At 69.5% G+C, this 26,731-nt stretch carries 16 protein-coding genes, 2 tRNA genes, 1 other RNA gene and 1 pseudogene; 13 read left to right on the forward strand and 7 right to left on the reverse strand.

Features of this window, described 5'->3' with window-relative positions; translation table 11 throughout:
- Nucleotides 1-164 precede the first annotated feature (164 nt).
- From OG507_RS21495 to OG507_RS21505, 3 genes and pseudogenes are all read left to right on the forward strand, one after another.
- Nucleotides 165-6,587, forward strand: coding sequence for an RHS repeat-associated core domain-containing protein (locus tag OG507_RS21495; protein WP_327372047.1), 6,423 nt, complete (start codon nt 165-167; stop codon nt 6,585-6,587).
- 3 nt (nt 6,588-6,590) lie between these two features.
- Entirely contained in the window at nt 6,591-7,157 is a 567-nt protein-coding gene (locus tag OG507_RS21500) for a hypothetical protein (RefSeq protein WP_327368826.1), read from the forward strand.
- Between the two features lie 135 nt (nt 7,158-7,292).
- A pseudogene (locus OG507_RS21505) lies at nt 7,293-7,433 on the forward strand (NUDIX hydrolase); the annotation flags it as partial.
- Between the two features lie 46 nt (nt 7,434-7,479).
- Here the strand turns inward: OG507_RS21505 and OG507_RS21510 are convergent.
- From OG507_RS21510 to OG507_RS21530, 5 genes are all read right to left on the reverse strand, one after another.
- The gene (locus OG507_RS21510) at nt 7,480-8,007 is read right to left on the reverse strand and encodes a hypothetical protein (RefSeq protein WP_327368827.1); all 528 of its coding nucleotides are present in this window, start codon (nt 8,005-8,007) and stop codon (nt 7,480-7,482) included.
- 166 nt (nt 8,008-8,173) lie between these two features.
- Complete coding sequence (locus OG507_RS21515; protein WP_327368828.1) at nt 8,174-9,910, reverse strand: relaxase/mobilization nuclease domain-containing protein; 1,737 nt, start codon at nt 9,908-9,910, stop codon at nt 8,174-8,176.
- Nucleotides 9,911-9,915: 5 nt separating this feature from the next.
- The gene (locus OG507_RS21520) at nt 9,916-10,467 is read right to left on the reverse strand and encodes a MobC family plasmid mobilization relaxosome protein (RefSeq protein WP_327368829.1); all 552 of its coding nucleotides are present in this window, start codon (nt 10,465-10,467) and stop codon (nt 9,916-9,918) included.
- Nucleotides 10,468-10,786: 319 nt separating this feature from the next.
- Nucleotides 10,787-11,626, reverse strand: a complete 840-nt coding sequence (locus tag OG507_RS21525; protein WP_327368830.1) for a DUF2637 domain-containing protein — start codon at nt 11,624-11,626, stop codon at nt 10,787-10,789.
- Between the two features lie 250 nt (nt 11,627-11,876).
- On the reverse strand, nt 11,877-13,406 hold the full coding sequence (locus tag OG507_RS21530; protein ID WP_442811108.1) for a DnaB-like helicase N-terminal domain-containing protein: 1,530 nt from the start codon (nt 13,404-13,406) through the stop codon (nt 11,877-11,879).
- Nucleotides 13,407-13,681: 275 nt separating this feature from the next.
- Between OG507_RS21530 and OG507_RS21535 the strand changes: the two genes are divergently transcribed.
- From OG507_RS21535 to OG507_RS21550, 4 genes are all read left to right on the forward strand, one after another.
- Nucleotides 13,682-14,227: a helix-turn-helix transcriptional regulator gene (locus OG507_RS21535; RefSeq protein WP_266770085.1), complete on the forward strand. Its 546-nt coding sequence runs from the start codon at nt 13,682-13,684 to the stop codon at nt 14,225-14,227.
- A gap of 131 nt (nt 14,228-14,358) precedes the next feature.
- Nucleotides 14,359-14,658, forward strand: a complete 300-nt coding sequence (locus OG507_RS21540; RefSeq protein WP_327368832.1) for a helix-turn-helix domain-containing protein — start codon at nt 14,359-14,361, stop codon at nt 14,656-14,658.
- Nucleotides 14,655-16,427: a tyrosine-type recombinase/integrase gene (locus OG507_RS21545; protein ID WP_327368833.1), complete on the forward strand. Its 1,773-nt coding sequence runs from the start codon at nt 14,655-14,657 to the stop codon at nt 16,425-16,427. The genes OG507_RS21540 and OG507_RS21545 overlap by 4 nt, the downstream gene beginning before the upstream one ends.
- Before the next feature lie 123 nt (nt 16,428-16,550).
- Nucleotides 16,551-17,813 (forward strand): hypothetical protein, encoded by a 1,263-nt coding sequence (locus OG507_RS21550; RefSeq protein WP_327368834.1) that lies wholly within the window; start codon nt 16,551-16,553, stop codon nt 17,811-17,813.
- 91 nt (nt 17,814-17,904) lie between these two features.
- On the opposite strand, the gene OG507_RS21555 is transcribed toward OG507_RS21550, so the two are convergent.
- Nucleotides 17,905-17,992: transfer RNA gene (locus OG507_RS21555), tRNA-Ser, on the reverse strand.
- A 132-nt stretch (nt 17,993-18,124) separates the two neighbouring features.
- On the opposite strand from OG507_RS21555, the gene ffs reads away from it, so the two are divergent.
- The 6 genes from ffs to OG507_RS21585 all read left to right on the forward strand — a co-directional run bounded on the left by ffs (nt 18,125) and on the right by OG507_RS21585 (nt 26,588).
- Nucleotides 18,125-18,221, forward strand: an RNA gene (gene ffs, locus OG507_RS21560) — signal recognition particle sRNA small type.
- A 66-nt stretch (nt 18,222-18,287) separates the two neighbouring features.
- Nucleotides 18,288-20,441 carry a DNA polymerase III subunit gamma and tau gene (locus OG507_RS21565; protein ID WP_327368835.1) on the forward strand — a complete coding sequence of 718 codons (2,154 nt, stop codon included), beginning with the start codon at nt 18,288-18,290 and terminating at the stop codon, nt 20,439-20,441.
- 102 nt (nt 20,442-20,543) lie between these two features.
- The gene (gene purD / locus OG507_RS21570; protein WP_327368836.1) at nt 20,544-21,794 is read left to right on the forward strand and encodes a phosphoribosylamine--glycine ligase; all 1,251 of its coding nucleotides are present in this window, start codon (nt 20,544-20,546) and stop codon (nt 21,792-21,794) included.
- 351 nt (nt 21,795-22,145) lie between these two features.
- Entirely contained in the window at nt 22,146-23,939 is a 1,794-nt protein-coding gene (locus OG507_RS21575; protein WP_327368837.1) for a hypothetical protein, read from the forward strand.
- Nucleotides 23,940-24,120: 181 nt separating this feature from the next.
- Nucleotides 24,121-25,584: a N,N-dimethylformamidase beta subunit family domain-containing protein gene (locus OG507_RS21580; protein WP_327368838.1), complete on the forward strand. Its 1,464-nt coding sequence runs from the start codon at nt 24,121-24,123 to the stop codon at nt 25,582-25,584.
- Between the two features lie 89 nt (nt 25,585-25,673).
- On the forward strand, nt 25,674-26,588 hold the full coding sequence (locus OG507_RS21585) for a phosphoribosylaminoimidazolesuccinocarboxamide synthase (RefSeq protein WP_327368839.1): 915 nt from the start codon (nt 25,674-25,676) through the stop codon (nt 26,586-26,588).
- A gap of 59 nt (nt 26,589-26,647) precedes the next feature.
- Here OG507_RS21585 and OG507_RS21590 read toward each other — a convergent pair.
- Nucleotides 26,648-26,720 (reverse strand) — tRNA-Gly (locus OG507_RS21590).
- Nucleotides 26,721-26,731: the final 11 nt, after the last annotated feature.

The following is a 26,731-nucleotide window of genomic DNA, read 5'->3' on the forward strand; positions in this document are numbered from 1 at the left end:
CACATCATTTGTCGGCCTTTCGCGGCTCTGTCAGCCTTTCATGACGCGGAATAACGGGGTGGGAGCGGACAATCATGGCTTTTGGCATAGGCACATCAAGCAGATTGCGGGTGGGGAGTAGAGCGTGTGTCGGGACGATCGTGACGGCCCTGGCCCTGTCTCTGATGGTCCCGACCGGACTGGCCCCGATGGCACAGGCCGCCGACAAGGGACTCGGCCGACCGGACGTTCCCGATCAGCGGGTGAGCAAGGTCAAGGAAGTCGACGGGCCCGGCGCGAAGGAAGCCCGCGCGAAGGTCGCCAAGGACAAGAAGGCCAACGCAGAACGCGCCCGGCAAGCCCGTGCGGAGCGGGAGGCGGCCTGGCCCGAGCAGGGTGACGTCCGCGTCGAGCTGGACGCTGGCAAGCGCGCCCAGGCGGAGCCCGGCGGCCTTCCCGTCAGCATCGCTCCCGCCGGAAGCAAGAACGGCGCCGAATCCGGCACCACCGCACGGATCACGGTCCTTGACCAGAAAGCCGCCAGGGACGCCGGCATCACCGGTGTGCTGCTGACCGTCGAGGCGGACGAGGCAGGGCAGGCCGAACTCGACATCGACTACAGCGGCTTCGCCTCGTCGATCGGCGGCGGCTGGGCCTCCCGGCTGCGCCTGGTGCGGCTCCCCGGCTGTGCCCTGGACACGCCGGAGAAGGCCGCGTGCCGCACCGCCACCCCGGTCAAGTCCGACAACGACCTTGCCGACCAGACCATCACCGCCTCCGTGCCACTGGCGGGGACCAGTGACGGCCCCTCGGTACAGCTGGCGGACGCGGTCACTGCGGAGACAGCGGTGTTCGCCGTGACCGCGGCTGACCCTGGGGCGGGCGAATCCCCGTCGGGCGCCGGCGACTACTCGGCCACCGAACTGTCGGAGTCCTCCTCCTGGGAGGCAGGCGACAACTCCGGTTCGTTCAGCTGGAATCACGACTTCAACATGCCGCCCGCTGCAGCGGGACCGACGCCGGAACTGTCCCTGTCCTACGACTCGGGCAGCGTCGACGGCCGCACCGCCACCACCAACAACCAGGGCAGCGCGGTCGGTGAGGGCTTCAGCCTGACCGAGTCCTACATCGAGCGGTCCTACGGCTCGTGCGACGACGACGGCCACGAGGACGTCTTCGACCACTGCTGGACGTACGACAACGCCCAGCTGGTCCTGAACGGCAAGTCGACCCGCCTGGTGAAGAAGTCCGGCACCTGGGAGAGCACCTGGCGGCTGGAGAACGACGACGCCTCCACGGTGACCCGCTCGACCGGTGCTGACAACGGCGATGACAACGGCGAGTACTGGACCGTCACCACCGGCGACGGCACCAAGTACGTCTTGGGTCTGAACAAGCTCGACGGCGCCGCCGACCAGCGCACCAACTCCACCTGGACCGTCCCGGTCTTCGGCGACGACTCCGGCGAGCCCGGCTACGGCAACGGCGACTCCTTCGCCGACCGCTCCGTGACCCAGGCGTGGCGGTGGAACCTCGACTACGTTGAGGACACCCACGCCAACGCCTCGACGTACTGGTACGCCAAAGAGACCAACCACTACAAGAAGAACAAGGCCACCACGGCCAACGCCGCCTACACACGCGGCGGCTACCTGAAGGAGATCAAGTACGGTCTTCGCAAGGGCGCGCTGTTCACCGACGACGCCGACGCCAAGGTCACTTTCAGCCACGCTGAGCGCTGCACCGCCTCGGACTGCTCATCACTGACCAACGACACCGCAAAGAACTGGCCTGACGTCCCCTTCGACGCGATCTGCACCGACGGGGACACCGACTGCCTGGGCAGCGGCCCCTCGTTCTTCTCCCGCAAGCGCCTGACCGGCATCGCCACCTCCTCGTGGAACGCCGCCACCAGCGCCTACGACTCGGTGGACTCCTGGGACTTCACGCAGGAGTACCTGGACGGTGGTGACATCGGCGACACTTCCGACCACGTCCTGACCCTGAAGTCGATTCGGCGGACCGCCAAGGCCGGTGACACCGCCATCGCCCTCAACCCGGTCTCGTTCACCTACCAGTGGCGGGAGAACCGGGTCGATGGCACCGACGACATCCTGCCGCTGACCAGGCCCCGTATCTCCACGGTCACCTCGGAGACCGGGTCGATCACCACGGTGACCCTGTCCTCGCCGGAGTGTGTGCGCAGCGAGGTGACCGGCGCAGCCGAGGACGCCAACACCCGCTCGTGCTACCCGAAGTACTGGAACATCAACGGCTCCTCCGAGGCGTCGGTGGACTGGTTCCACAAGTACCGGGTCGAAGCCGTCGTCGTCACGGACCCGGCGGGCAACAACGACGCGGTCGAGTACGCCTACGACTACAGCGGCGCCGCCTGGCACCACAGCGACGACCCCTTCACCCCGAACGCCGAGCGCACCTGGTCCGACTGGCGCGGCTACCGCCAGGTCACCGTCTACACAGGAGCCACGAGCACCACGCGCTCCAAGACCGTCTCGCTCTACATGCAGGGCATGCACGGCGACAAGAAGAAGGACGGCACCACCCGCTCGGTCACACTCACCCCGCTGGCCTCCCCGTCGATAGGGGTCGCCAGCATCACCGACAGCGACCAGTACGCGGGCACGCGCCGCGAGCACGTCACCTACAACGGCTCGACACCGATCACGGTCGAGGTCACCGACCCGTGGTCGAAGGAGACCGGACGCCAGAGCGCACCCGACGCAGCCGACCACGTGGCCCGCTACGTTCGCACGGCCAAGACCACCACCCACCAGTATCTGACCGCCACGCAGACCTGGCGTGCCCGCGCGATCGCCACGACGTACGACGACTACGGCATGCCCGTCACCGTCGACGACTCCGGTGAGGCCGGCAAGGGCGGCGACCAGACCTGCACCCGCACCTGGTACGCCCGCAACGACACGGCCGGCATCACCGACCTGGTCTCCCGTATCCGGACGGTCGGCCAGTCCTGCTCGGTGACCGACACGAGCCTGAGCCTGCCGGCGAACCCGGAGACCCGCGGCGATGTCCTGTCCGATACCGCCACCGTCTACGACAACGGCTCCGCCACCTCCTGGTCCTCTTCTCAGGCGCCCACCAAGGGTGCGGCCACCTGGACCGGCCGCGCCACCGGATACGCCGCCACCGCCGGCTCGGACGGACTGCGCGCGGCCTCGGGCTGGCAAACGACCTCGACCACCACGTACGACACCCTCGGCCGCCCAGCTGACGTCACCGACGCCGACGGCAACACCACCAACACCGGCTACACCCCCGTTGCCGCAGGGCCGCTGACCAAGACGATCGTCACCAATCCCAAGGGCCACAAAGTCACCAGCTTCCTGGACCCCAGGCACGGCCAGCCCCTGCGCGTGTATGACGCCAACCTGAAAAAGACCGAGACCACCTACGACGCCCTCGGCCGGCTGACCGCGGTCTGGCAGCCCAACCGCAACAAGGCCGCTGGCTACAGCGCGAACACCACCTTCAAGTACCGGATCAGCAGCACTGAGCCGTCCTGGGTGTCCACCTCGACCCTCAAGAAGGACGGCGAGACCTACAACACCGCCTACGAGCTGTACGACTCGATGATGCGCCCGCTCCAGAACCAGACCCCCACCCCGCTCGGCGGGCGGGTGCTCACCGACACCCGCTACGACACACGCGGACTGGCCTACGAGACGTACGAGGACATCTTCGACAGCACAGCCACCCCCAACGGCACCTACACGCGCGAGGAGTACGGCGAGGCACCCACCCAGACCGAGACGGTGTACGACGGCGCGGAGCGGCCGACCACCAACTCCCTGTACGTGTACGGGGTGAAGAAGTGGTCGACCACCACCAGTTACACCGGTGACTCCACCGCCACCACCGCCGTCCAGGGCGGCTCCGCAACCCGCACCATCACCGACGCCCGCAGCCGGACCGTCGAGACCCGCCAGTACACGGGCACGAGCCCGGCCGACCCTCAGTTCGGCGGCGGCGCGGGGACGGCCTCGTACGCAACCACCAAGTTCCAGTACACGCTGGACGACCAGCAGTCCCAGGTCACAGGTCCCGACGGCGCCAAGTGGACTTACACATACGACCTGTTCGGCCGCGAGGCCGACGTGGACGACCCGGACAAAGGCGCGACCGAACTCGACTACGACAAGCTGGACCGGCTCACCCAGACCACCGACTCCCGTGGCAAGAGCATCATCACCGGCTACGACGTGCTCGGCCGCACGACGGGCACCTGGACCGGCTCAGAGACCGACGCCAACCAGCTGACGGCCTTCACCTACGACACTCTGCTCAAGGGCCTGCCGGACGCGAGTACCCGCTACGTCGGCGGCGCGACGGGCAAGGCGTACACCGAGACAGTCACTGCCTACGACAGCCTGTTCCGGCCCACCACCACCGAACTGACCCTGCCGGACTCCGACCCACTCGCCGCGGCGGGCGCGACCACCCTTCAGTTCGAGAGCAACTACAACATCGACGGCACCCTCCAGAGCGCCAAGGAGCCCGCACTCGGCGGCCTGCCCTCGGAGATCGTCGACTACGGCTACACCGGCACCGGCCAGGTCACCTCCGTCGGCGGCAGCACCGGCTACCTCCTCGACGTCGACTACTCCGCCCTCGGTCAAGCCAAGCAGCTCGTGCTCGGCACCGCGAACACCGAGGAGCACAAGAAGGCGTACGTTGCTAACACCTGGGAGGAGGGCACCGGACGGCTCCTCGGAAGCTACGTCACGGACCAGACCCACCCGTACAAGCTGCAGAACCTCATCTACACCTACGACCAGGCGGGCACCGTCACCTCCATTGCCGACACCAGCACCCTCGGCGGCACGGCCGCGGCGGACACCCAGTGCTTCGCCTATGACGGCCACCAGCGTCTGACCGAGGCATGGACGCCGTCTTCGCAGAAGTGCTCCGACCCCCGCGGTGCGAGCAGCGTGGGCGGGCGGGCACCGTACTGGACGAGCTACACCTACAACGACGCCGGCCAGCGCACCACGGAAACCACACACGCCAGCACAGGAAACACCACCACGACCTACTGCTACGAGAAGGAGAGCCAGCCGCACACACTGACCGGCACCAGCACCGAGGCGGACTGCACCGCCCCGGTGCGCGCCTACGAGTTCGACAGCACCGGCAACACCACCAGCCGTCCCGACGGCACTGCCACCCAAGACCTGCTCTGGTCCGACGAGGGCAGGCTGAACACCCTCACCGAAAACGGCAAGACCACCGACTACCTGTACGGCGCCGACGGCGACCTCCTCATCCGCGCCACCGAGGGCGGGGAACGCGTCCTGTACGTTGGTGCGACCGAGCTGCACCTGCGGGCGAACGGCAGCACCTGGGCCCAGCGCCACTACGGCTCGGGCGGCCTGACCGTCGCCGTCCGGTCCAATGAGAGCGGCGCCAACGAGCTGAGCTATCTGGCCGCGGACCAGCACGGCACGGCCACCCTCGCCATCAATGCCACGGACCAGACGTTCACCCGGCGCTACATGACCCTGTTCGGCGCATCCAGGGGCAGCGGCAGCGGGTCGGCGTGGCCCGACGACAAGGGGTTCCTCGGCAAGACCACCGACACCGGCACAGGTCTCACCCACGTCGACGCACGCCAGTACGATCCCGGGATCGGGCAGTTCCTCAGCGTCGACCCGCTCCTGCAGACGGGCGTGGGGCAGACCCTCAACGGCTACAGCTACGCCGTCCAGAACCCGGCGACCGTCGCCGACCCGTCGGGCCTCGGCGTCCCCGAGTGCAACGAGCCGCAGAAGTATGGCATCACGTGCCGGGGCGGCATTCCGGTCAGCACTGGCAAGAAGGCCACCAGCAGCAGCGAGGGCCCAGTACGAGCCTGCCGCTGCGGAAAGCGCCCCACGCTCGTCAAGGGCATGAAGCCCACCGGCCTCGGAGGCACCCCGGGCCGCCGCAACCTCACCCTGCCCTCGACACCGGCGCCCAAGGGCTGGCTCAAGACCACCCCGCCCAACCCGGGTCCCGCGCCCAAGAAGGACGACGGCTTCTGGGGGAGCCTCAAGAACGGCGACTGGGGAGGCGCATGGGACAGCGTCAAGAACTCCGATGTCGGGCAATGGGTCGGTGACCATTGGGAGGACATCAAGCTCGGCATCACCGTCGTCGGGTTCGGAGCATGTCTCGTGGTCTCGGCAGGAGCATGCGTGATCATCGGGGTGGCCGGAGCCACGGCCTCATACGCCGGCGACGCGTTCAAAACCGGCACGATGGACTGGGCCGGATACGGCAAAACCCTGGCCTGGACCGTCGGTGGTGGCGTCGTGGCGGGTGGTGCCGCTCGGGCGATGGGGGCCGGGAGCTGGCGCGGCGCCTTCACCGGGAACGCGATCGAACGAGCCACTGTTAAGGTTCCGGCGTACAGAACGAAACTGGGATTCGGCGCCGGAGTCGGCGGTGGCCGCAAGGGTGTCGTCACCTACTCGGCCAGCGTGGTCGACACCGGTAGAACCGCCCTGAACGTCGGCGTGAACTCGCAGCTCTCATGGGGGTTCTGCGGCGCCGGCAACGCTAGTGCACTGTCTGGCAGAGGGTGTTGAGCAATGATGCGGGATCGGCTTCAGGCCCAGGATCGGCGGCGCGTTCTGCGTCGTCGCTCCTGGCCTGTCCTGAGCTGGAGCGGAATTGGCTTCCTGTGGGCCCTGTACCTTCTGGCCCTGCTGTCTTTCTTGGCTCACGAGAACTACCGCGATGCGCTACTTGTGGCAGCGGTCATCTCGGCGATCACGGCCCTTTTCCGCAGGATCGGAAGCTGCCGGATAGTCCTCCTGGATGACGCGATTCTGGTCGAGAATCCCATCATGGCCTATCTGGTTCCCTATCGGGATGTGCGCGGAGTGCACACGGCTTCTGGTGGTGGGCTGGAAATCGAGACCCACCGAGCGGGGAGTGTCCGGCCCTTCGCCTTCGGTGGCTCGCTGGTCGACGCCTTCTTCAAGACCAGTCAACGAGCTGCGGAGGAGATTCAGGTCGAGTTCGCAAGAAAGAGGAATCCAACGGATTCAGGAGCGGAAGAGAAGACGACCCGGAGCATTCGCCCTTGCCGGTCGGCGGATTCCCTGCTCGCCTTGGCACTGCTTCTGGCCATAGGTGCGGTCTCGTTCACCTGACGTCGAACACATCGGCTGGTGGTGTGCCGGAGGAACGCCGGCACACCACGTCCGCTGACCGATCACTGCGCGAGCCGCGGCAGTGATTCGGAGCCTGTTTGGTGTCTGGTCGTCATGGAGAACGTCACCTGCGAGGTTGCTGGCGGTACGGCGTACGTTGCGGACACCGAAGAGCTTGCCGAGCTCGCGTGGGTGGCCCTCTCCGATATCCCCGGCTACGTGCCGTACGGGCTCTTCGAGCCGGTGCAGCAGCACCTGGACACCACGCTGAAGTGACCGCCACCCGGGCATGGGTTGGCAACTCCGCTGCTGAGCGGGGAAGTTATCCCTCGCTCCCCTGCGAGCGGAGACGCTCGTTCTCCCTCTCCAGTGCGGCTACACGTCGTTCAAGCTCCGCACGGGTCGGCTTTTTCGGAGGCGGAGAAGCCGCTGGCTTCGGAGGAGAGGGCGGTTGACCGGCCAGCCCGATGGGCTCGAAGGCCACGATCCCTGATGGGTCCTTGCCGCACTCCGGGCATCGCTCTGACGACGAGCCGTGCAGCGTGGGCTTGCCATTCTCACGATGCCGCCGAGTCTCGACGATGTGGCCGCAATAGAGCCGTATGCGCCACCGCATGATGTCGCGCTCAGGCGTCGGGCAGCTATGCAGCATCTCCAGCACCTTGACTACGACAGCACGGCGACCTGCTGCGAGCACAGGGTCTGCCCGCTCTTCGGCCTTCTCCTCAGCGGCCTGCTTCTCCACGCGACGTCTGATGTCCTCCCACTGCTTCTGCTGTCGGTGATCGGCTCGGGTGAGCTGGTAGTCCTCCAGCGGACAGCCGTAGCTCTCATACTCCACCTCCCGCATGGCCGAAACCGTAGCGTTGGGCAGCGGAAAGTGCAGGCAGAGTTCGCTCCCGATCGGCCGTAGTGCCGCCCTGAGCAGATCTGACGGCCGACGAGAGCTCAATGGTCGTACGCGACCGAGTGGACGCCGTGACCAGTCCGGAGCCCACTTGGCCACAGGCGGGCTACTACCGCCGGGGGCGGTTGTTCCGTCCTGGGGTGGCGGCAGGGCCGGCCTGCTGCGGTGCAGAGGTCGCGCTTCCCGCAGGCCATGTCCCGGTGGTCGAGCGCCGTCGAGCGGCTTCGGCACGGCGGTTGGGTACGGGGTTGCGGCCGGTGTGCTGGATACGGGTGATCAGGACGCGGGCGGGCTGGCGGGCGGTGGCCAGTTCGCGCTGCGCGGCGGCCTCCCTGAGCAGTTGGTGGGGTTGGTGGCCGCGTGCCTCGGCGTCGGCGAGGACCGTAGCGAGTGCGGGCCAGCCGGCGTCGGTGAGGATCCGCTCGGCGTGGTCGGGGACGACTGCGCGGACGTCGCCGGCCAGAGTGCGGCGGGCCTCTTGTTTCGGCTGGCGGCGTTCCAGTTCAGCGAGTGTGGGGACAAGGGCGTGGTCGGCGGCGACCTGGAGGTGCTGGACAGCCCGGCGGGCGGCGTCGGCCTGGTGGGCGTGGTGCTTCGCCTCGTGCCAGCGTCCGGCGACGATGGTCGCCCAGACGAGGGCTGCGAGCAGGGCGGCGAGGGCGCTGCCGTCCGGGCCGGTGGCGGTGTGGACGATGTCGCGGGCGGCGATGCGTACGGTGTCGGCGGCGCGGTCTTCGGCTCGGATCTGAGAGCGCTGGGCTCGGGCGAACGCCTTGGACGCGGCCTGGAGTTCGACGCGCAGATCCGCTGGGGCCTTCTGCGCGGTGGCTTCCATCAGTTCGCCAAGGGCCGCGATGTGAGCCTGAACTCGCGCGTCTCCGCCTTCGTCACCAGTGCTGGTGTCGGCGAGCTCGCTGTGGAGGGTGTCGAGGGCGTCGGTGGCCTGGTGCCAGGGGGTTGTGGGCCGGTTGCGGCGGGCGGTGGGGTGTTCCTCCGGCTGGCTGGTTTCCAGGCGCGTCTTCAGCTTGGGCAGGGAGAGGTCGGGGGCGACCTTCCCGCCTGGCTTGTAGATCTGCGCGCCGTCCTTGTTGAGGTCGCCGGGGCGGCCGACGGCATAACCGAGGAGATCGCCGGACGGCCCGCGCTTGGGCTTGACTAGGACGTCGTCGGCTTCGAGGTAGGCGAGCAGTTCCTCGGCGTCGGTGACATGCGGGATGGCGGCGCGGATTCGGTCTTCGAGCCACTGTTGGCTGGTCTGCTCCCAGCCGAGGCGTTCGGCCTTGTGCATCTCGGCCTGGGTGGGGCGTCGGGTGCCGGTGCGGTCGCCCTTCTTGAGCTGGCGCAGCCCGTAGTCCTTCTCGATCTCGCGGCACTCGTCGCCGACGCGTATACCGCTGTCGTGGAGTTTGGGGCGGCGGCCGTCTTCGCGGACGGTAGTGGCGAGGATGTGGATGTGGTCGTCAGCGTGGCGTACGGCGATCCAACGGCAGGCAAGGTTGTCGTCTTCGGGAGAGATGCCGGCGGCAGCCACGATGCGCCGGGCGATCTCGCCCCACTCGGCGTCGGAGAGGTGGCGGTCCTCGGGCGCGGCGCGGACAGGGCAGTGCCAGACGTGGTCGGTGACCGGCTTGCCGAACTCGCTGTTGCGTAGCCGGACGGGCTCATCCAGGTAGTGGCCGAGTTCGGTCAGGGTGGCCATCTCGTTGCGGCCGGGGTCGGGCATGGCGAGCATCGCGAAGGCGGCGACGATGTGCGGATCGAGGTGTTCGTCGTGGGTTCCGCGGCCATAGAGGTAGGCGAGTAGCCCGCGGGTGTTGGACCCGGCCGGTTTGATGGCAGCGATCATTTCGGTCAGACCTCCGTCGGGTCGGCGGGCTCGCGCATGGCCTCGGCGATCAGGGAGAGCAGGTGGTGCAGCTCGTCGAGGCGCTCACGTACGTCGGGCGGGGTGCGGTCACTGTTGAGGGCACGGGCGATCTGGTTGACGTTGACGCCGATCCGGTTGAGCTGACGCAGGACCTGGGCGCGGAAGTGGTGCGTGCGGCGGCGGTCCTCGGACAGTGGCAGGTTGGCGGTGAACCGGCCGGTGACGAAGGCGAGGACGACGTCGGCGGCGAAACCGGAATCGCCCTTGTAGCCATGCTCGATGGCAGCCTCTTGGAGCCCTGCGTGCTCGTCACCGGTGAAGCGCAGCGGGCCGACGCGGACGGTGCGCTTGCTGCCGGTGAAACGGCGGATCGTGGGCTGTGCGCTCTTCACGGCGGGCTCGCCGACGGCAGTCTCGGCGGCACGAACGGGGCGGAGGATCTCGCGCTGGACGGTGTGGAGCGTGTCCGGGGCGGGGCCGCCCTCGCCCCCGACTTCCCGGTCCGGCGCCCCCTGGCGCTGGGCCGTCTCCGCCACCCCCGGGGCGGAGACCCCCGAAGACCGGCCATGAGTCGGACTCGGGGTACTACTGGCTCCGCCAGGAGCAGCCCGTCCGAACGCCCGCCGCAAACGTTCCGTCAGCGTAGTCGACTTCGTCAGTGTCAGCGGCTGGTCGATGGTGGCGTCGGCGTGGTGCGGGTCATGCGTCACGGATAGTTCTCCGGAGAAGTGCGGGCGGGATGATGGCGTGCGGGGGCCATGACTACGCCCGCAGGTGTGGATGAGTGATCGGGCGGAAAGCGTGGGCCGCCTGACCGGTGGCCGCACGAGTGGCGGCCACCGGCCAGGCGGGCGGTCAGTCGGCGTTTCGACCGGCGCCGGGTTCCGGCCGAAGGATCTTCATGACGTCGGTCAGCCGTCGACCGCTGACCGTATGTCCCTTGTCTCGTATGGCCTGTTGCACGATCGACCGTGTGAGCTTGCGCTTCTCGGCTGCAGCGATCCGCCCGATCTCAACCAATTCCTCGACCGTCGCGCTGACCGGACGGCCGCCACGCGGCTGGGGCTTCGAAATCCGGGGCGGCGGCATGCCGGAAGCGGTTGCCTGCGGTTTGGTGGCGTGTGCGGATGGCGTGGCAGGTGGTTCCGGCGTCTCGACGGAACTGGTGGCCGCGTGGTCGAGGGGCCGGTCGACCAGTTGGTGGATCTGCCGCATCAGCACCCCGAAGGCCAGTAGGGCTGCGGTCGGGGGAACCGCTGCGACCACGTAGTCGAGCAGGGGCACGACGCTCGCATTGCCCGTGCCGCTGACACCGGCAACGTTGAGCGCAATGGATCCGGCCGATCCGGTCGCGGTCAGAGTGATCGCCCACCAGTCGGTCACCCGGCGTAGGCCGGCGCGGAGCATCAGCAGTTCGCCCGCGACGATGAATGCGTCGAGGGTCGCGGGCCAGGCCCATCGCCGAACCGGGGAGCTTCCCAGCCCATGCTGTCCGGCGACCTGGGCGAGGTGGGCGTAGGAGAGCCAGAAGCCGCCGACGGTGAGGGCGATGATGACCGTTCCGGCTGTGGCGAGGGCGTATCCCTCGGCAGCGTGCTGGGGCGTTGCTTGCCGCCTCACTTCCTGGACGCGCCTGGTACCGGGCGTCGCGTGACTTTGCCGGGTGGTGTCGTTGGGCGTGGCGGGTGTGGTCATGCGGGGTTCTCCGGGGTTGGTTCTGCGGAGGCGATCACGGCGTTCACGCAGGGGGCGTACACGTGAGCCCCCTTCTAAAGGGGGGGCTCACGCGTGAACGCTGGCGTGCGTGTACGGCGTGAACGATCGCGTGCTCGTCTGACCTGCGGTTTTGTGCTTTGCGTGTACGCCTGCGGTGTGGCGTGGGCCGGTGTGTGGGGGAGGTCTGCGTGTACGCCCTCGTGTACGGTCCCGGCGTCCGGCGGTGGGGTCAGGAGACTGCGCCGATGTGGCGGACGGAGGTGCGGTAGCGGGCTTGCTGGCCGCCTCCGGTGCCGCCTGCGGCTCCTTCGGCCTTGTCCGCGAGTCCCGCCCTGACGAGGCGGTCCAGGGTGCGCCTGGCTTTCTCGGTGGCTGAGCGTTCCGGGTTGTTCTGGCCGCTTTGGATCATGGCGAGTTCGCGCACGGTCAGGCCGTCGGGACGCTGGCGCAGGATGCCGACCGGGTCGAGGGCGGGGTCGAGTGTCGAGGTGCCGCGTTCGTGGTCGTGGATGACCTGGAGGGGGCCGATTTCGCCGGTGGGGGTTTTGAGGTGATGCAAGGTGACGGCGAGGTCGCCCGCCTCCCCGGAGACGAAGAGGACGCTGCCCGCGCCGGATGTGATCCAGGTGGAGCCGTAGACCCGGTCCAGGGTGGGCTTCTGGGCGCGAGGGGCACCCTCGGTGGCCTTGCGCTGGTGGTGCAGCTCCATGATCTCGACGCCGTTGCGCATGGCTCGCTGGCGGGCGTTGTTGTAGGCGACACCAAGGGCATCGTCGACCAGGGTGCTCACCGCGTCCTTGAGGCTGTCGATCACGATGGTGTCGGCTTGGTGAGCGGCGGCGAGGTCGGCGAGGAGGTCGGGCTCCTTGTCCAGGGTGGCGGGCAGAGGTCCCTGCCAGACAGCGAGTCCGTCGCGCATGCGCTGCTCGTGTTCGGGTCCGACGCCGCGGGCCATGGCGCGGGCTATCTGCTTGTACCGGTCCAGTGCCAGGTACAACACCCGTCGGCTCGGCGCGACCGGCATGTCCAGGACGCTGTCCGACAGGCCCAGCCGAGCGAGGATCACCTGGTGGGCCAGCGTGGTCTTCCCGACTCCCGGCGCTCCGACGATCATCAGGCTCTCTCCCGACGACCAGGCCGTCTGCTCCCGAGTGCCCCAGAGAGGTTCGGTGTCAGTGCCGGTCTCGGTGACGAAGCGCCATCCGTCAGTGATGAACCGGGAGAGTCGCCCCGGCCCCGAGGCCAGCGCACGCTCGCGCTCCGCCTGGACCTCTGCCTCCACCTCGCTGCGGATGGCATCCGGATCGGCGCCCGGCTCCATCGCCTGCTGAGCGGTCCGGATGCCGGAGGCGCGCAGACGCCTGAGGTCGGCCATCGTGCGCACGATGCCCGCGTAATAGGCGGCACTGCTGGCGGAGGGCACAGCGTCGGCGAGCTGGTGGACGTACACCACACCGCCGACCCGCTCCAAGTCGTCCTGGGCGCGCAGCTGGTGCGACAGGGCGATTGGATCGGTCGGCTTGTCCTCGCTGTGTAGGGCAAGAATGGCCCGCCAGACCGTCTCGTGCGCGGGGCGGTAGAAATCGGCCGCGTCGAGCAGCAGGCGCACTTCGTCGATCACCGCGCCCTTGTGCATGCAGGCCCCCAGCACGGCGGCCTCGGCGTCGACGTCGTGCGGCGGAACCGCGGTGAGGTCGCCGGCCGTGGGCTGGCGGCCGGTTCCCGCGAGGTGTGGCGCGGTCGGCCGGGGTTCGTCCATACTGGACATTGAGCTCCTCAACTTGCGGGCCGTACGGGACGGCGAATCCCAGGCCACGCGGGTCAATCGTTCAGGGATGGGCGGTTACGAGAGTTCGTGCTTGGCCCCCGGCGTTCGTAGCGTCGGGGGCTTTTTGCGTTCGCCCACGTTCGAGGGCGGACGCCTACAGTACCCGACGTTTTCGGAAGCGCAACGGTTGCATTCGGCTCTGGAATGGTGTTTAGTTTTCACTATCGCCCCGGCTGTCCGTCGGGCCCCGGCAAGGAGGTGCAGTGATGAGCAGTGACGAAGGCGCCTCTCGCGCGGGGCCGGAGCGGCCGCTGGCCGAAGATCACGTCGCGGAGCGCATCAAGCTCGAACGCGAGGCGCGCGGATGGAGCACGGTCACCCTGGCCGAGCGAATGGCAGACGCCGGGCACCCGGTCAACCAGTCCGCTATCTGGCGCATCGAGAGCGGCAAGCCCCGCCGCCGGGTCAACCTCGATGAGGCGCTCGGCTTCTGCAAGGTCTTCGACCTGACCTTCGACGAGCTGACCAGCCCCCCCGGCCAGCTCGCCAACCCGCTGGTCCGTCGTCTCGTCGGCGACTACGTCGCGAGATGGAAGGAATGGCGGGCCCTGGGCAAGGACATGCGCCGGATCCAGGACGAACTCGCGGCGTACACGGACGCCAACCCCAACCAGGAAGACATGGTCAAGGCTCTGCTGACCCACGAGCTGACCATCGCCTCGAACGGCGAGTTCCATCACCACCTCGGAGCGCCAACTCGGCTCCGCAGCTACCTCGGCGAGCGCATGGACGCGCCGTCCGAACAGAGCTGACTCGGCCCCTCGCTGCTACGAACAGCGAGGGCCTGCCGTCTCCGGTTCCTTCTCTTCACGCCCATCCCTGAACGACTTGCCGGCCCTTTCGGGATTCGCCGTCCCGTGGCCTGCCAGGAGAGGACCCTCCCTTGCATCGCACCGAACTGCCCCTTGCCCAGATAGCGGACCTGCTGGACGTCCCCGAGTCCGACCTGCGAGACCTGCTCGCCGAACGACGCCCCGCCGGAGGCGACACCACCCTCGTGGCCCTCACCGTTGCTGAAGCCGCGCGCCGCATCGGCATCGGCCGCACGAAACTGTACGAGTACGTCACCTCCGGCGAGATCGCCTCGGTCAAGATCGGCAGCTTGCGCCGCATCCCAGCAGAGGCGGTGAACGACTTTCTGGCCCGGCGCCTCACGACCAGCGACTTCGGGACCGCAGCATGACGCGGGGCGCGACGGCGAAGGGCCGTCAGCCCAACGGCGCCTCTTCGATTTTCCATGGCAAGGACGGCCGTTGGCACGGATACGTCACCGTCGGCACCAAGGACGACGGCGCACCTGACCGGCGCCACATCAGCCGCAAGACCCGTCCTGACGTGACCAAGGCTGTCCGCGAGCTGGAGCGCCAGCGGGACAAGGGGGCCGTCCGCAAGGCCGGCCAGAGCTGGACGTTGGAGACCTGGGTCGTCCACTGGGTCGAGAACATTGCCGCGCCGAACGTCTCCGAGAACACGATCGACGGCTACCGCGTCGCGGTCTACCACCACCTCATACCTGGCCTGGGCGCCCACCGCTTGGAGAAGCTGGAGCCGGAGCACCTGGAGCGCTTCTACAAGAAGATGCAGGAAACCGGAAGCGCCGCCGGCACCGCCCACCAGACGCACCGGACCGTCCGCACCGCGCTCAACGAGGCGGTGCGTCGGGGTCACCTCACGGTCAATCCGGCCACGATTGCCAAAGGCCCTCGTGTCGAAGAGGAGGAGGTTGAGCCGTACTCGATCGAGGAGGTCCAGCGCCTGCTCGCCGAAGCGCACAAGCATCGCAACACCGCACGCTGGGTCATCGCCCTGGCGCTCGGCCTGCGGCAGGGCGAGGTCCTCGGCATGCAGTGGAGTGACGTTGACTTCGAACTCGATGTGATCCGCGTGCGCCGAGGTCGGCTGCGGCCCCGCTATCAGCACGGATGCGGCGACCGCTGCGGGCGTAAGCCGGGCTTCTGCCCTCAGAAGATCAATACGCGTCGCGAGACCAAGACCGTGAAGTCCCGCGCCGGCCAGCGGCCCATCGGTGTCCCGGGTGAGTTGATGAAGCTGCTTCGTCGGCACAAGGAGGAACAGGATCGCGAGCGGAAGCGCGCACGCGATCTGTGGACGGAGAAGGGGTACGTATTCACCTCGCCGACCGGCGAGCCCTTGAACCCGAACACGGACTTCCATAAATGGAAGGACCTCCTGGAGGCGGCGAAAGTCCGCGACGGCCGCCTCCACGATGCTCGCCACACCGCGGCGACCGTCCTGCTGATTCTCGGTGTCTCAGACGCGGTTGTGGACGGAATCATGGGCTGGGAGCCCGGAAAGTCTGCGCGGATGCGCCGCCGCTACCAGCACCTCACCAGCCGTGTCCTGAAGGACACGGCAGACAAGGTCGGTGGGCTCCTCTGGGGCAATGCCCCGGCTCAGGCGGTCGGAGGCTCATTGTCTGGCGCCGACCAGAGCCCTGTCCCTGCTGAGCTGATGGTCCACGTCGCCCGCCTTGGTGAGCGGCGGGTGCCCTTCCTTCAGCGAGAGCATGCTGCCGAGGTCGTTGCCCAGTGGAGCGAGGACTGGCCGGACCGAACGGCCGAGGTCGAGGAGTGGGATCGCGGGCGCTGGGAGCGCAACGGCCCCGGTGGTGTGCGGGAGGTCCGTGATCGGATGCCCGAGCGGACGGTGGTCTTTCACGCCCGTGCGCTGTTCCGTCCCAGCGGAGAGCGAGAGTCGACAGCGCTCCCCGAACAGTGGTCCGTGCCGACCTGGGAGTTCGAAATCGGTGCCTACACCAACCGCCCGTCGGTCTGGCGCACGGTCCGAATCCCCGGTACGGGCCAAGAGGTCGAGGCCAACGCGCGCGGTACGGACAAAGTGGCCGTGGGGGCCGCCTTCGCCGAGGCGTGTACACAAGCTGTGGACCGCGCGCAGAACCCGGGGAAGTACGGCGACGCAGACGAGTGGTAGCCGCTGAATCAACAGCACGAAGCCGTGCGACGGGGATCCGTCGCACGGCTTCGTGCTGTTGTTGCCCATCTCCCCCTGGGAGACGCCCTGTTGAGTGTCAGTAGTCGCTTCTATGGTAGAGAGATGGCAAATGGGGTGTGGCACACCGGATATGGCCTAGAGATCAATCTGTCACTGCCTGACCTCGGTCACCCGGGGCGTCCCGATCTGTTGCGGGAGATCACCGCCAAGGTCTCCGACCGCGACGCGCATCTGCTCGAATGCCTCGCACACCACGACGGGCGGGAATGCCTGTCTGAGACCGGCGGGAAGTCCCCGTGGATGTTCATCCGTCGAGGCAGGGTTGGGGGCCGGCGACCTCTCGTGGCCTCACACCTGCCGATCACGCACAAGGCGACCCCGGCGGAGAGTGCCCAGCACAAGGCCACCAAGGAGCGGATCGTCGAGACCGCCGGGCGCTACGGTCTGGACGCCGAGGCCGAGGTTCCCATGGCGAACCGGCGGAGCGTCTCGGACGCCGTTGTCACCGGGCCTGGTGGTCTCAGGATCGGCTGGGAGATCCAGTACCACCACCTCAGCCCCAGCAGCGTGCACCGGCGTTCGGTCAACGCCGTGGAGCATGGCATCACCCCGCTGTGGGTGGCGAAGGACCGGACGGTTTCCCTGATCGACCGTGCCCCCTGGGCGCGCGTCGACGACATGCCATGGAGGGACATTGTTGACCGCAAGGAGATGGTGATCCGCGGCGGCTACCGGCACCTCGAAGTCTGGAAGTGCGTACCGAGCAGCGAGCGCCACTGCCTCCTCAGCGAGGGCGCCGGTCATTGTGGCGCGATTCACGCGGACTGGTTCGTGCCGGCGCTGTGCCTCCCGGAGAAGAAGCCGGTCCGCATCGAGGACCTGGTCCTGCAGAGCGCTACAGGGGAGAGCGTCCCGGTCTACGTGCCCAGTCGGGGCAGTGGCCGCGCTGGGCGGCACATGTGGGTGTCGGCGGCCGATCGTGCGCTGTGGGAGGAGATCGTCAACGAGAAGACACCCCTGCCCGCAGTCCCGGCCGAGGAAGACGACGACGTGATCACCTTCGCTGAGCAGGAGGTCGACCGCACCTGCCGGGCAGGCGAAGACAGCTGGTTCATCAGTGACGCCCGGCCTCTTCGCGATCTCGATCAACCGACGGGCGGCTTTACCCTCCCCCGTCTGCCAACCCAACGTTCCAGCGACCCGACGCGGATCACTCCCGTCGAGCGGGCAGCAGCCTCCGCAGCGCTGGGCTGTCCGCCATGGGAGCTCGGGCTGTGCGCCAGCTGTACCCAGATGATGCGGCGGTACGGGCGGAACGCGGCCATATACTGCAACGTGTGCCGGGCGGCCCTCAACGGGCGGTAGCCGGCAACTGCAACCAGAACTGCAACCACCAACGTCGAAGGGCCCCACCGCAAGCGGTGGGGCCCTTCGACGTATTGCCCGGTGAGAGCAATGGCGGAGGATACGAGATTCGAACTCGTGAGGGGTTGCCCCCAACACGCTTTCCAAGCGTGCGCCCTAGGCCACTAGGCGAATCCTCCGCGGCAAACAATACAAGACGTTGAGGAGTGCTCGCGAACCCGTTCGCCTCAAGATCCGCTCGGGCTCTTCCGGGGTGGTTCCGGAAGGTGGGGGAGGTGGACTGGCAGGGGTGGGGATCGGCTAAGGTGGGCTTCAGCCCCTCACGTGGCGCTATCTGACTGAACTCCCCCAGGGCCGGAAGGCAGCAAGGGTAGGTCGGCTCTGGCGGGTGCGTGGGGGGCCCTTGTGTTTCCGGGGGCCGGGCTTCGTCCGGTGCGGGGCCGGTTGTCAGTCCGCCCGGATAACCTCGTATGTGTGTCGTCCCTTGCGCTGTACCGCCGCTATCGCCCCGAGTCGTTCGCCGAGGTCATCGGGCAGGAGCATGTCACTGACCCGCTGCAGCAGGCACTGCGGAACAACCGGGTCAATCACGCGTACCTGTTCAGCGGTCCGCGCGGCTGTGGCAAGACGACCAGCGCGCGCATCCTGGCCCGCTGCCTGAACTGCGAGCAGGGGCCGACGCCCACGCCGTGCGGGGAGTGCCAGTCCTGCCGGGACCTCGCGCGCAACGGGCCGGGATCGATCGATGTCATCGAGATCGACGCCGCATCGCACGGTGGCGTGGACGACGCCCGTGATCTGCGGGAGAAGGCGTTCTTCGGGCCCGCGTCGAGTCGTTACAAGATCTACATCATCGACGAGGCGCACATGGTCACATCGGCGGGGTTCAACGCCCTGCTGAAGGTGGTCGAGGAGCCGCCGGAGCATCTCAAGTTCATCTTCGCGACCACCGAGCCCGAGAAGGTCATCGGCACCATCCGGTCGCGTACGCACCACTACCCGTTCCGTCTCGTTCCGCCGGGCACGCTGCGCGAATATCTCGCCGAGGTCTGCGGCAAGGAGAACAGCTTCGTCGAGGACGGGGTGCTGCCGCTCGTCGTACGGGCCGGGGCCGGGTCCGTGCGTGACTCGATGTCGGTGATGGACCAGTTGCTGGCCGGCGCCGGCGACGACGGTGTGACATACGCCATGGCGACCTCGCTGCTCGGTTATACGGACGGCTCGCTGCTCGATTCGGTCGTGGACGCCTTCGCGGCGGGTGACGGGGCCGCGGCCTTCGAGGTCGTGGACCGGGTGATCGAGGGGGGCAACGACCCGCGCCGCTTCGTCGCCGACCTCCTGGAGCGGCTGCGCGACCTGGTGATCCTGGCTGCCGTGCCGGACGCCGGGGAGAAGGGCCTGATCGACGCACCCGCCGATGTCGTCGAGCGGATGCAGGCCCAGGCGTCCGTCTTCGGCGCCGCCGAGCTGAGCCGCGCCGCCGACCTGGTCAACGAGGGACTGACGGAGATGCGCGGGGCGACCTCACCGCGCCTCCAGGTCGAGCTGATCTGCGCCCGGGTGCTGTTGCCCGCCGCCTTCGACGACGAGCGCTCGCTGCAGGCCAGGCTGGACCGGCTGGAGCGCGGGGCTTCCTTCGCGACCGCCGGTACGGGACCCGCCATGGGGTACGTACCCGGGCCCGAGGCTCTGGCCCATGCTCCCGTCCCCGCAGCCCCGCCCGCCCACGCCGCTGCCCCGCCGCCCGTAGCACCCGCTCAGCCCGTGGCCCCCGTTGCACCCGCCGCTCCGCAGCCGCCTGCCGAGGCTCCGACCCCGGCTCCCGCGGGCGGTCAGCGTCCCGGGGCCTGGCCCAGTGCCGCCGCGCCGGAATCGGGCCGCCGCCCGGGTGGCTGGCCGACCGCTTCCACCCCCGGCCAGTCGCCGGCCCCGCAGGCGGCCCCGGCCCAGGCCCCCGCCCCGGACCAGGCCGCGCCCGCGGCACCGGTGCCCGCTGCCGCCGAGCCGAGCGCGGGAATGACGCAGGGCGCCGGCCAGGTGCGGAACATGTGGCCGGACATCCTGGAGGCCGTGAAGAACCGCCGCCGGTTCACCTGGATCCTGCTCAGTCAGAACGCCCAGGTCACCGGCTTCGACGGCGCCACCCTCCAGATCGGCTTCCTGAACGCTGGCGCGCGCGACAACTTCGCGAGCAGCGGCAGCGAGGAGGTGCTGAAGCAGGCCCTCGCCGAGCGGTTCAACGCACAGTGGAAGATCGAGGCGATCGTCGACCCGTCGGGCGGCGCGGGCGCACCCCCGCAGACCGGTGGTGGCCGTCCCTCCGCCGCGCAGCCCGCGCCGCAGCGTCCGGCCCCCGCGCCCCAGCAGAGTTACGAGTCCCGGCCCGCGCCCGCCGCACATCAGCAGCCGAGCGCCGCACCCGCCGAGGATCCCGCACCGCAGTCCTACTCCGGACAGTCCTACTCCGCGCAGCCCTCCTCCGCCCCCGAGCCCTCGCGCCCGGTCGCCCCCGAGGACGACACCCCCGAGGCCGATGACCCGGACCTCGTCGACTCGGCGCTCTCCGGGCACGACCTGATCGTCCGCGAGCTAGGTGCCACGGTCGTCGAGGAGTTCACCAACGAGTAGCCGACCGGGGCGGGCGCTCGGGGCGATCCCCGGGTCGTCCCGACGCGTCCACGGAGCGGCGTCCGTCAAGGCCGCCGTGGACCGGCGGCTAGGCTGCACCCCGTGAAGGTCCTCGTCATCGGCGGCGGCGCCCGCGAACACGCCCTGTGCCGCTCTCTCTCCCTCGACCCCGACGTCACCGCTCTGTACTGCGCTCCCGGCAACGCCGGCATCGCAGAGGTGGCCGAACTGCACCCGGTCGACGCACTCGACGGCGACGCCGTCGCGCGCCTCGCCACTGACCTGGGCGCCGAGCTGGTGGTCGTCGGCCCGGAGGCACCGCTCGTCGCCGGGGTCGCCGACGCCGTGCGCGCCGCGGCCATCCCCTGCTTCGGCCCCTCCGGTGAGGCGGCCCAGCTGGAGGGCTCCAAGGCGTTCGCCAAGGACGTGATGGCCGGGGCAGGCGTCCCGACCGCACGCAGCTACGTCTGCACCACCCCCGCCGAGATCGACACCGCCCTCGATGCCTTCGGCGCCCCGTACGTCGTCAAGGACGACGGTCTCGCCGCCGGCAAGGGCGTCGTCGTCACCGACGACGTCGAAGCGGCCCGCGCCCACGCCCTGGCCTGCGACCGTGTGGTCATCGAGGAGTTCCTCGACGGCCCCGAGGTCAGCCTGTTCGCGATCACGGACGGTACCACCGTGCTGCCGCTCCAGCCCGCGCAGGACTTCAAGCGCGCCCTGGACAACGACGAGGGCCCGAACACCGGCGGCATGGGCGCGTACTCACCGCTCCCGTGGGCCGACCCCAAGCTGGTCGACGAGGTCATGCAGTCGGTGCTCCAGCCGACCGTCGACGAACTCCGCCGCCGCGGCACCCCGTTCTCCGGGCTGCTGTACGCGGGCCTCGCGATCACCTCGCGCGGCGTCCGGGTGATCGAGTTCAACGCCCGTTTCGGTGACCCCGAGACCCAGGTGGTCCTGGCCCGTCTGAAGACCCCGCTGGCCGGTGTCCTGCTGGGCTCCGCCAACGGCACCCTCGACGAGCTGCCCCCGCTCAGATGGCGCGACGAGGCAGCCGTCACCGTGGTCATCGCCTCGCACAACTACCCGGGTACGCCGCGCACGGGTGACCCGATCGAAGGGCTCGACGAGGTGGCGTCGAAGGATGCCCCGCACGCGTACGTCCTGCACGCCGGGACCAGGAGGGACGGCGACGCGATCGTCAGCGCCGGTGGCCGGGTGCTGTCCGTGACCGCGACCGGCAAGGACCTCGCGGCCGCCCGTGAGCGCGCCTACACGGCGGCGGCCCGGATCCGGCTCGACGGCTCGCAGCTCCGTACGGACATCGCCCGGAAGGCCGCGCAGGCCTGAGACCGACCGGTTCCGGACAGGACCGGAGGGGGGCCGGGCGAACCAGCCCCGCCCCGCCCCGCTCCGTCCCCTCCGGACCACGCGGCATGAAGTCCGCCCACCCCCGCCCACCCCCGTCCACCTCCACTGACGCGCCGCTGCCCCAAGGACAGCGGCGCGTCAGCACCTTTGCCCAAAGCCATTCCATCGAGTGACGGCTGCGCTATCCGGATGACGCCCGCCGAGGCCCCAACTAGGGTGCGGCGCAAGCATTCCGGCACTTGGCCCACTGGCATTGCGATGTCAGTGACGGGTGCCACAGTGGGGGAGTGAACAACACCGCCGCGGGGGCAGAGGGGGTGACGTCCGGCCGTGTCCGGTACCGGTACAAGTGAGGAGCTGGGTGTGCAGAGTGCGCGCGCCCGGGCTCTTGCCCTGCTGCGCATCCGCGGCAGAGCCACTGCCGTGGCAGTCCTGCCGGCGGCGGTGGCCGTCGTGCTGCTCGTCGCGGGCGCGCAGGGCCATGCCGTCGGCAGCGGCTGGGACGCGGCGCGCTGGGTTGTGACGGCCTGCGCGGTCGTCGTGCTCCTGCTCGCCGCGGCGGTCGCGGCCGCGATCGTACGGGCGAGGCCGGCGGTCAGCCCGACCGTCCCGCTCCCGGAGGGCGCCGCCCCCGATCTCTACCGCCTGGTCAGGGATCTCGCCGACCGGCTCGGAGTTCCCGCGCCCTCGGCGATAGCCCTCACGCCCGACTGCGACAGCTGGCTGGAGGACCGCACACACCCCTCGGCAAAGCCCGCGGCAGCCCCCGGAGCGGACCCGGGCGCGCGTTCCGGGGGCCGGGCCCGGCGTCGGGTCCAGGCGGCTCCCGTGCTGGTCATCGGTTCGCCCTTCCTGTGGTGGATGCGGGTCGCGGAGCTACGGGCGGTGCTCGCCCCCGTCGTCGCGGGCACGGGCCCCTCGGCGCATCCCGACATAGCCGCGGCGCGCCGTTTCGTACGCGGGCTGGACGGAGCGGTGGCCGATGCGGCCGCGCCCGTTTCCGGCCCGCTGTCCGGGGTGCGCAGAGTGCCGCGCGCCTTCGTCGGCCGGGTCGCCAGGCTGCTGCTGCGCAGCTGTCGCACCCATGCGGCGGAGATGGAGCGGGGCGTCGCCGCCGCCGCGTCGGTCCGTGCACAGGGTGTGGATTACGGTCTGCGGATCGTCGCCCAGGAGCAGGTCGGCCTCGCCTACGCGGGCTGGGACCGGCTGCTCACCCGGGTCGCGCTGCCCGCCTGGCAGATGGGCCGCTGGCCGTCCCGGCTGGACGCGGGCGTCGTGTCCGCCCTCACCGAGCTCTCCCGGCGCGATCGCCTTGCCGACGGATTCACCTCGCGGCTCGGCGAGCGCCCCGCCTGTGACCTCCTGGAGGAGCCCGGCGCGGCCGACGAGGCGGCGTCGCTGCTGGCGGCCCGGCTCTTCCACGGCGGCCCGGCGGAGACCGGTCCCGACTGGTCGCCGGTCGACTGGCAGCAGTATCCGGAAGAGGTCGTCGACCGGAAGTGGCGCACCGAGGCCGCCCGCCTGCACCGGGTCCTCGACTCGATGGGCACGTCGCCCGCCGACGGCTCCTCGGACCGTCCCGGCAACTCCTCGGACCGTCCCGGCGGTCCCGGCGGTCCCGCGTATCCCGTCGACGCCGGGGTGCCCACGCTGGCCCGTGTCGTCGAGCATCTGGCGGGCCGGTGCGGGAGCGGCGAGGAGCTCGCGGCCGGGATCAGCGCCGCGGTGGCCCGCGAGGAGGCGGCGGCCCAGCAGCCCCCGTCCGGCGGCGGCACACCGAGTCCGGTGAGCGGCCCCCGGAGCGCCGCTCACCAGGGCGGGGACATCCTGGACTTCTGGGGCCCGGACCCTCTCCCGCTCCTGCCGCTCCAGCCACCCCGTACAGGTACGGAACTCCTCGCCGACCACGTCGCGGCCATGGTCTGCTGCGCCGCCGTCGACACGGCGGGCGGGGCGCCCGGGCTGGACTGGCTGGACGGTCCCACGCTGCTGGTCGGCGGCGAGCGCCGGGCGGATCTGGGCAGTCCCGTCCTCAGCCTGGTCGAGGACGGGGACGCGGGGCCGCTGCGTTCCTGGCTCGCCTCGGTCGGCGTACGCCTCGACAAGCCCGTCCGTCTCGTCTGAACCACGGACCCCCGGCGCCCGACCGAGGCCGCCGCACACCCTTACCCGGAAGGTGGCGTTCCGTTAACGTCAATTCGCGACGAACGGTGACGGAGTGCATGCGTTATGTGATGTGCTGGGGATCGACGCTGACAGTCGGCGCATCGATGCTGTCTCGGGGGACGAGAGGGAGGGGAGCGGTATGGGGGCGGAGCAGATTCGCCGATGGGAGTCGGGTGCCCTCGCGCACGCCGTCTCCGACCCCTTCGGCCAGGGCCCGCTGCCCTGGCTGCGCGGCAGTGAGAACTACTTCGACGACACCGGACAGGTCGTCCCCTGGTACGCGGACCCCACCCTCGCCCGCGGCTCCACCGACGGCGGCACGCGTACGGCCGACGATGTGCACCGCCAGATCAAGGGCTTCATCTCCACCGGCGCCGCCGCCCCGGGCGAGGCGATCGACTTCCACATCACCGTCGATCCGCCCCAGCAGTTCTCCGTGGACATCTACCGCATCGGCCACTACGGGGGCGACGGCGCCGCCAAGATCACCACCAGTCCCCGGCTCTCCGGCATCGTCCAGCCCGCCCCGCTCACCGCCGACCGCACGGTCTCCTGCCACCACTGGTGGCAGTCCTGGCGGCTGCAGATCCCCGCCTACTGGTCGATCGGCGCTTACGTCGCCGTGCTCACCACGGTCGACGGATACCGCTCCCACATCCCGTTCACGGTCCGCGACGAGCACCCGGCCGATCTGCTGCTGATCCTGCCGGACATCACCTGGCAGGCGTACAACCTCTACCCGGAGGACGGCCGCACAGGCGCCAGCCTCTACCACGCCTGGGACGAGCAGGGCCGCCTCCTCGGCGAGGAGGACGCCGCGGTCACCGTCTCCTTCGACCGTCCGTACGCGGGCGCCGGCCTGCCGCTCCACGTCGGTCATGCCTACGACTTCATCCGCTGGGCCGAGCGGTACGGCTATGACATCGCGTACGCCGACACCCGCGATCTGCACGCCGGCCGGATCGACCCGGGCCGCTACCGGGGCCTGGTCTTCCCCGGTCACGACGAGTACTGGTCGGTGCCCATGCGCCGCACCGCCGAACGCGCCCGCGACGGCGGCACCTCGCTCGTCTTCCTCTCCGCCAACACCATGTACTGGCAGGTCAGCCTCTCCCCGTCGCCGTCCGGAGTCCCGGACCGGCTGCTCACCTGCCGAAAACGCCGCGGCCCGGGAAAGCCCGCGCTCTGGCGCGAGATCGACCGCCCCGAACAGCAACTCCTCGGCATCCAGTACGCGGGCCGGGTCCCCGACCCGCACCCCCTGGTCGTACGGAACGCCGAGCACTGGCTGTGGGACGCGACGGGCGCGGGCGAGGGCGACGAGATCGACGGCCTGGTCGCGGGCGAGGCCGACCGCTACTTCCCGCGCACCTCGCTCCCCGAGCACGAGAGCCGCATTCTCCTCGCCCACTCCCCGTACCAGGACAGCGAAGGAGCCAAGCGCCACCAGGAGACCTCCCTGTACCGGGCCCCGTCCGGCGCGCTCGTCTTCGCCTCCGGCACCTTCGCCTGGTCCCCGGCCCTGGACCGCCCCGGCCATGTGGACCCCCGCATCCAGCGGGCCACCGCCAACCTCCTCGACCGCATCTGCAAACGCGCCTGAACGACACGTCACCGCCACCCCGTTCCACTCCGCCGCACCGGATACGGGACAATCGGAGCGACTCCTGGATCAACCTACGCGGAGGCAGCGTGTCCGGATTTGTAGAAAAGCCCGAGCCAGTGCAGGTCCCGGGGCTCACCCACCTCCACACGGGCAAGGTGCGCGACCTGTACCGGAACGAGGCGGGCGACCTCGTCATGGTCGCCAGCGACCGCATGTCCGCGTACGACTGGGTCCTGCCGACCGAGATCCCGGACAAGGGCCGCGTGCTCACCCGGCTCTCGCTCTGGTGGTTCGACCGGCTCTCCGATCTCGTACCGAACCACGTCCTGTCCACGGAACTCCCCGCCGGAGCCCCCGCGGACTGGGCCGGCCGCACCCTGATCTGCAAGTCGCTGCGGATGGTCCCGGTCGAGTGCGTCGCCCGCGGCTACCTCACCGGCTCCGGCCTCGTCGAGTACAACGAGTCCCGCACGGTCTGCGGCCTCGCGCTGCCCGAGGGCCTCCTCGACGGCTCCGAGCTCCCGGCGCCGATCTTCACCCCCGCCACCAAGGCGGCCGTCGGCGACCACGACGAGAACGTCAGCTACGAGGAGGTGGCCCGCCAGGTCGGCGCGGAGACCGCCGCCCAGCTGCGCCGCACCACGCTGGACGTGTACGGCAGGGCCCGGGACATCGCGCGCGAGCGCGGAATCATCCTCGCCGACACGAAGTTCGAGTTCGGTTTCGCTCCCACGGCCGACGGCGGCGAGGAGCTGATCATCGCGGACGAGGTGCTGACGCCGGACTCCTCGCGCTTCTGGCCCGCGGCCACTTGGGAGCCGGGCCGGGCCCAGCCCAGCTACGACAAGCAGTTCGTACGCGACTGGCTGACCTCGCCCGCCTCCGGCTGGGACCGCAGGAGCGAGCAGCCGCCCCCGGCACTGCCCCAGGAGATCGTGGACGCGACCCGGGCGAAGTACCTGGAGGCGTACGAACTCCTCACCGGCTCGCCCTGGCAGTAGGGCCCGTCCGCACACGAAGAAGCCCCCGGCCCAAAGGCCGGGGGCTTCTTGCTGAACCGAGCGGACGACCAGGTTCGAACTGGCGACCTCAACCTTGGCAAGGTTGCGCTCTACCAACTGAGCTACGTCCGCAAGCGCCGAAG

The sequence above is a fragment of the Streptomyces sp. NBC_01217 genome (assembly GCF_035994185.1).
Classification (GTDB): domain Bacteria; phylum Actinomycetota; class Actinomycetes; order Streptomycetales; family Streptomycetaceae; genus Streptomyces.

Bases quoted from the DNA above. Each gene is read 5' to 3' on its own strand.
- OG507_RS21550 (WP_327368834.1), top strand. From the start codon at position 16,551: ATGGCAAATGGGGTGTGGCACACCGGATATGGCCTAGAGATCAATCTG.
- OG507_RS21500 (WP_327368826.1), top strand. From the start codon at position 6,591: ATGATGCGGGATCGGCTTCAGGCCCAGGATCGGCGGCGCGTTCTGCGT.
- OG507_RS21545 (WP_327368833.1), top strand. From the start codon at position 14,655: ATGACGCGGGGCGCGACGGCGAAGGGCCGTCAGCCCAACGGCGCCTCT.
- OG507_RS21495 (WP_327372047.1), top strand. From the start codon at position 165: ATGGTCCCGACCGGACTGGCCCCGATGGCACAGGCCGCCGACAAGGGA.
- OG507_RS21510 (WP_327368827.1), bottom strand. From the start codon at position 8,007: ATGCGGGAGGTGGAGTATGAGAGCTACGGCTGTCCGCTGGAGGACTAC.
- OG507_RS21515 (WP_327368828.1), bottom strand. From the start codon at position 9,910: ATGATCGCTGCCATCAAACCGGCCGGGTCCAACACCCGCGGGCTACTC.
- OG507_RS21525 (WP_327368830.1), bottom strand. From the start codon at position 11,626: ATGACCACACCCGCCACGCCCAACGACACCACCCGGCAAAGTCACGCG.
- OG507_RS21530 (WP_442811108.1), bottom strand. From the start codon at position 13,406: ATGGACGAACCCCGGCCGACCGCGCCACACCTCGCGGGAACCGGCCGC.
- OG507_RS21580 (WP_327368838.1), top strand. From the start codon at position 24,121: ATGGGGGCGGAGCAGATTCGCCGATGGGAGTCGGGTGCCCTCGCGCAC.
- OG507_RS21535 (WP_266770085.1), top strand. From the start codon at position 13,682: ATGAGCAGTGACGAAGGCGCCTCTCGCGCGGGGCCGGAGCGGCCGCTG.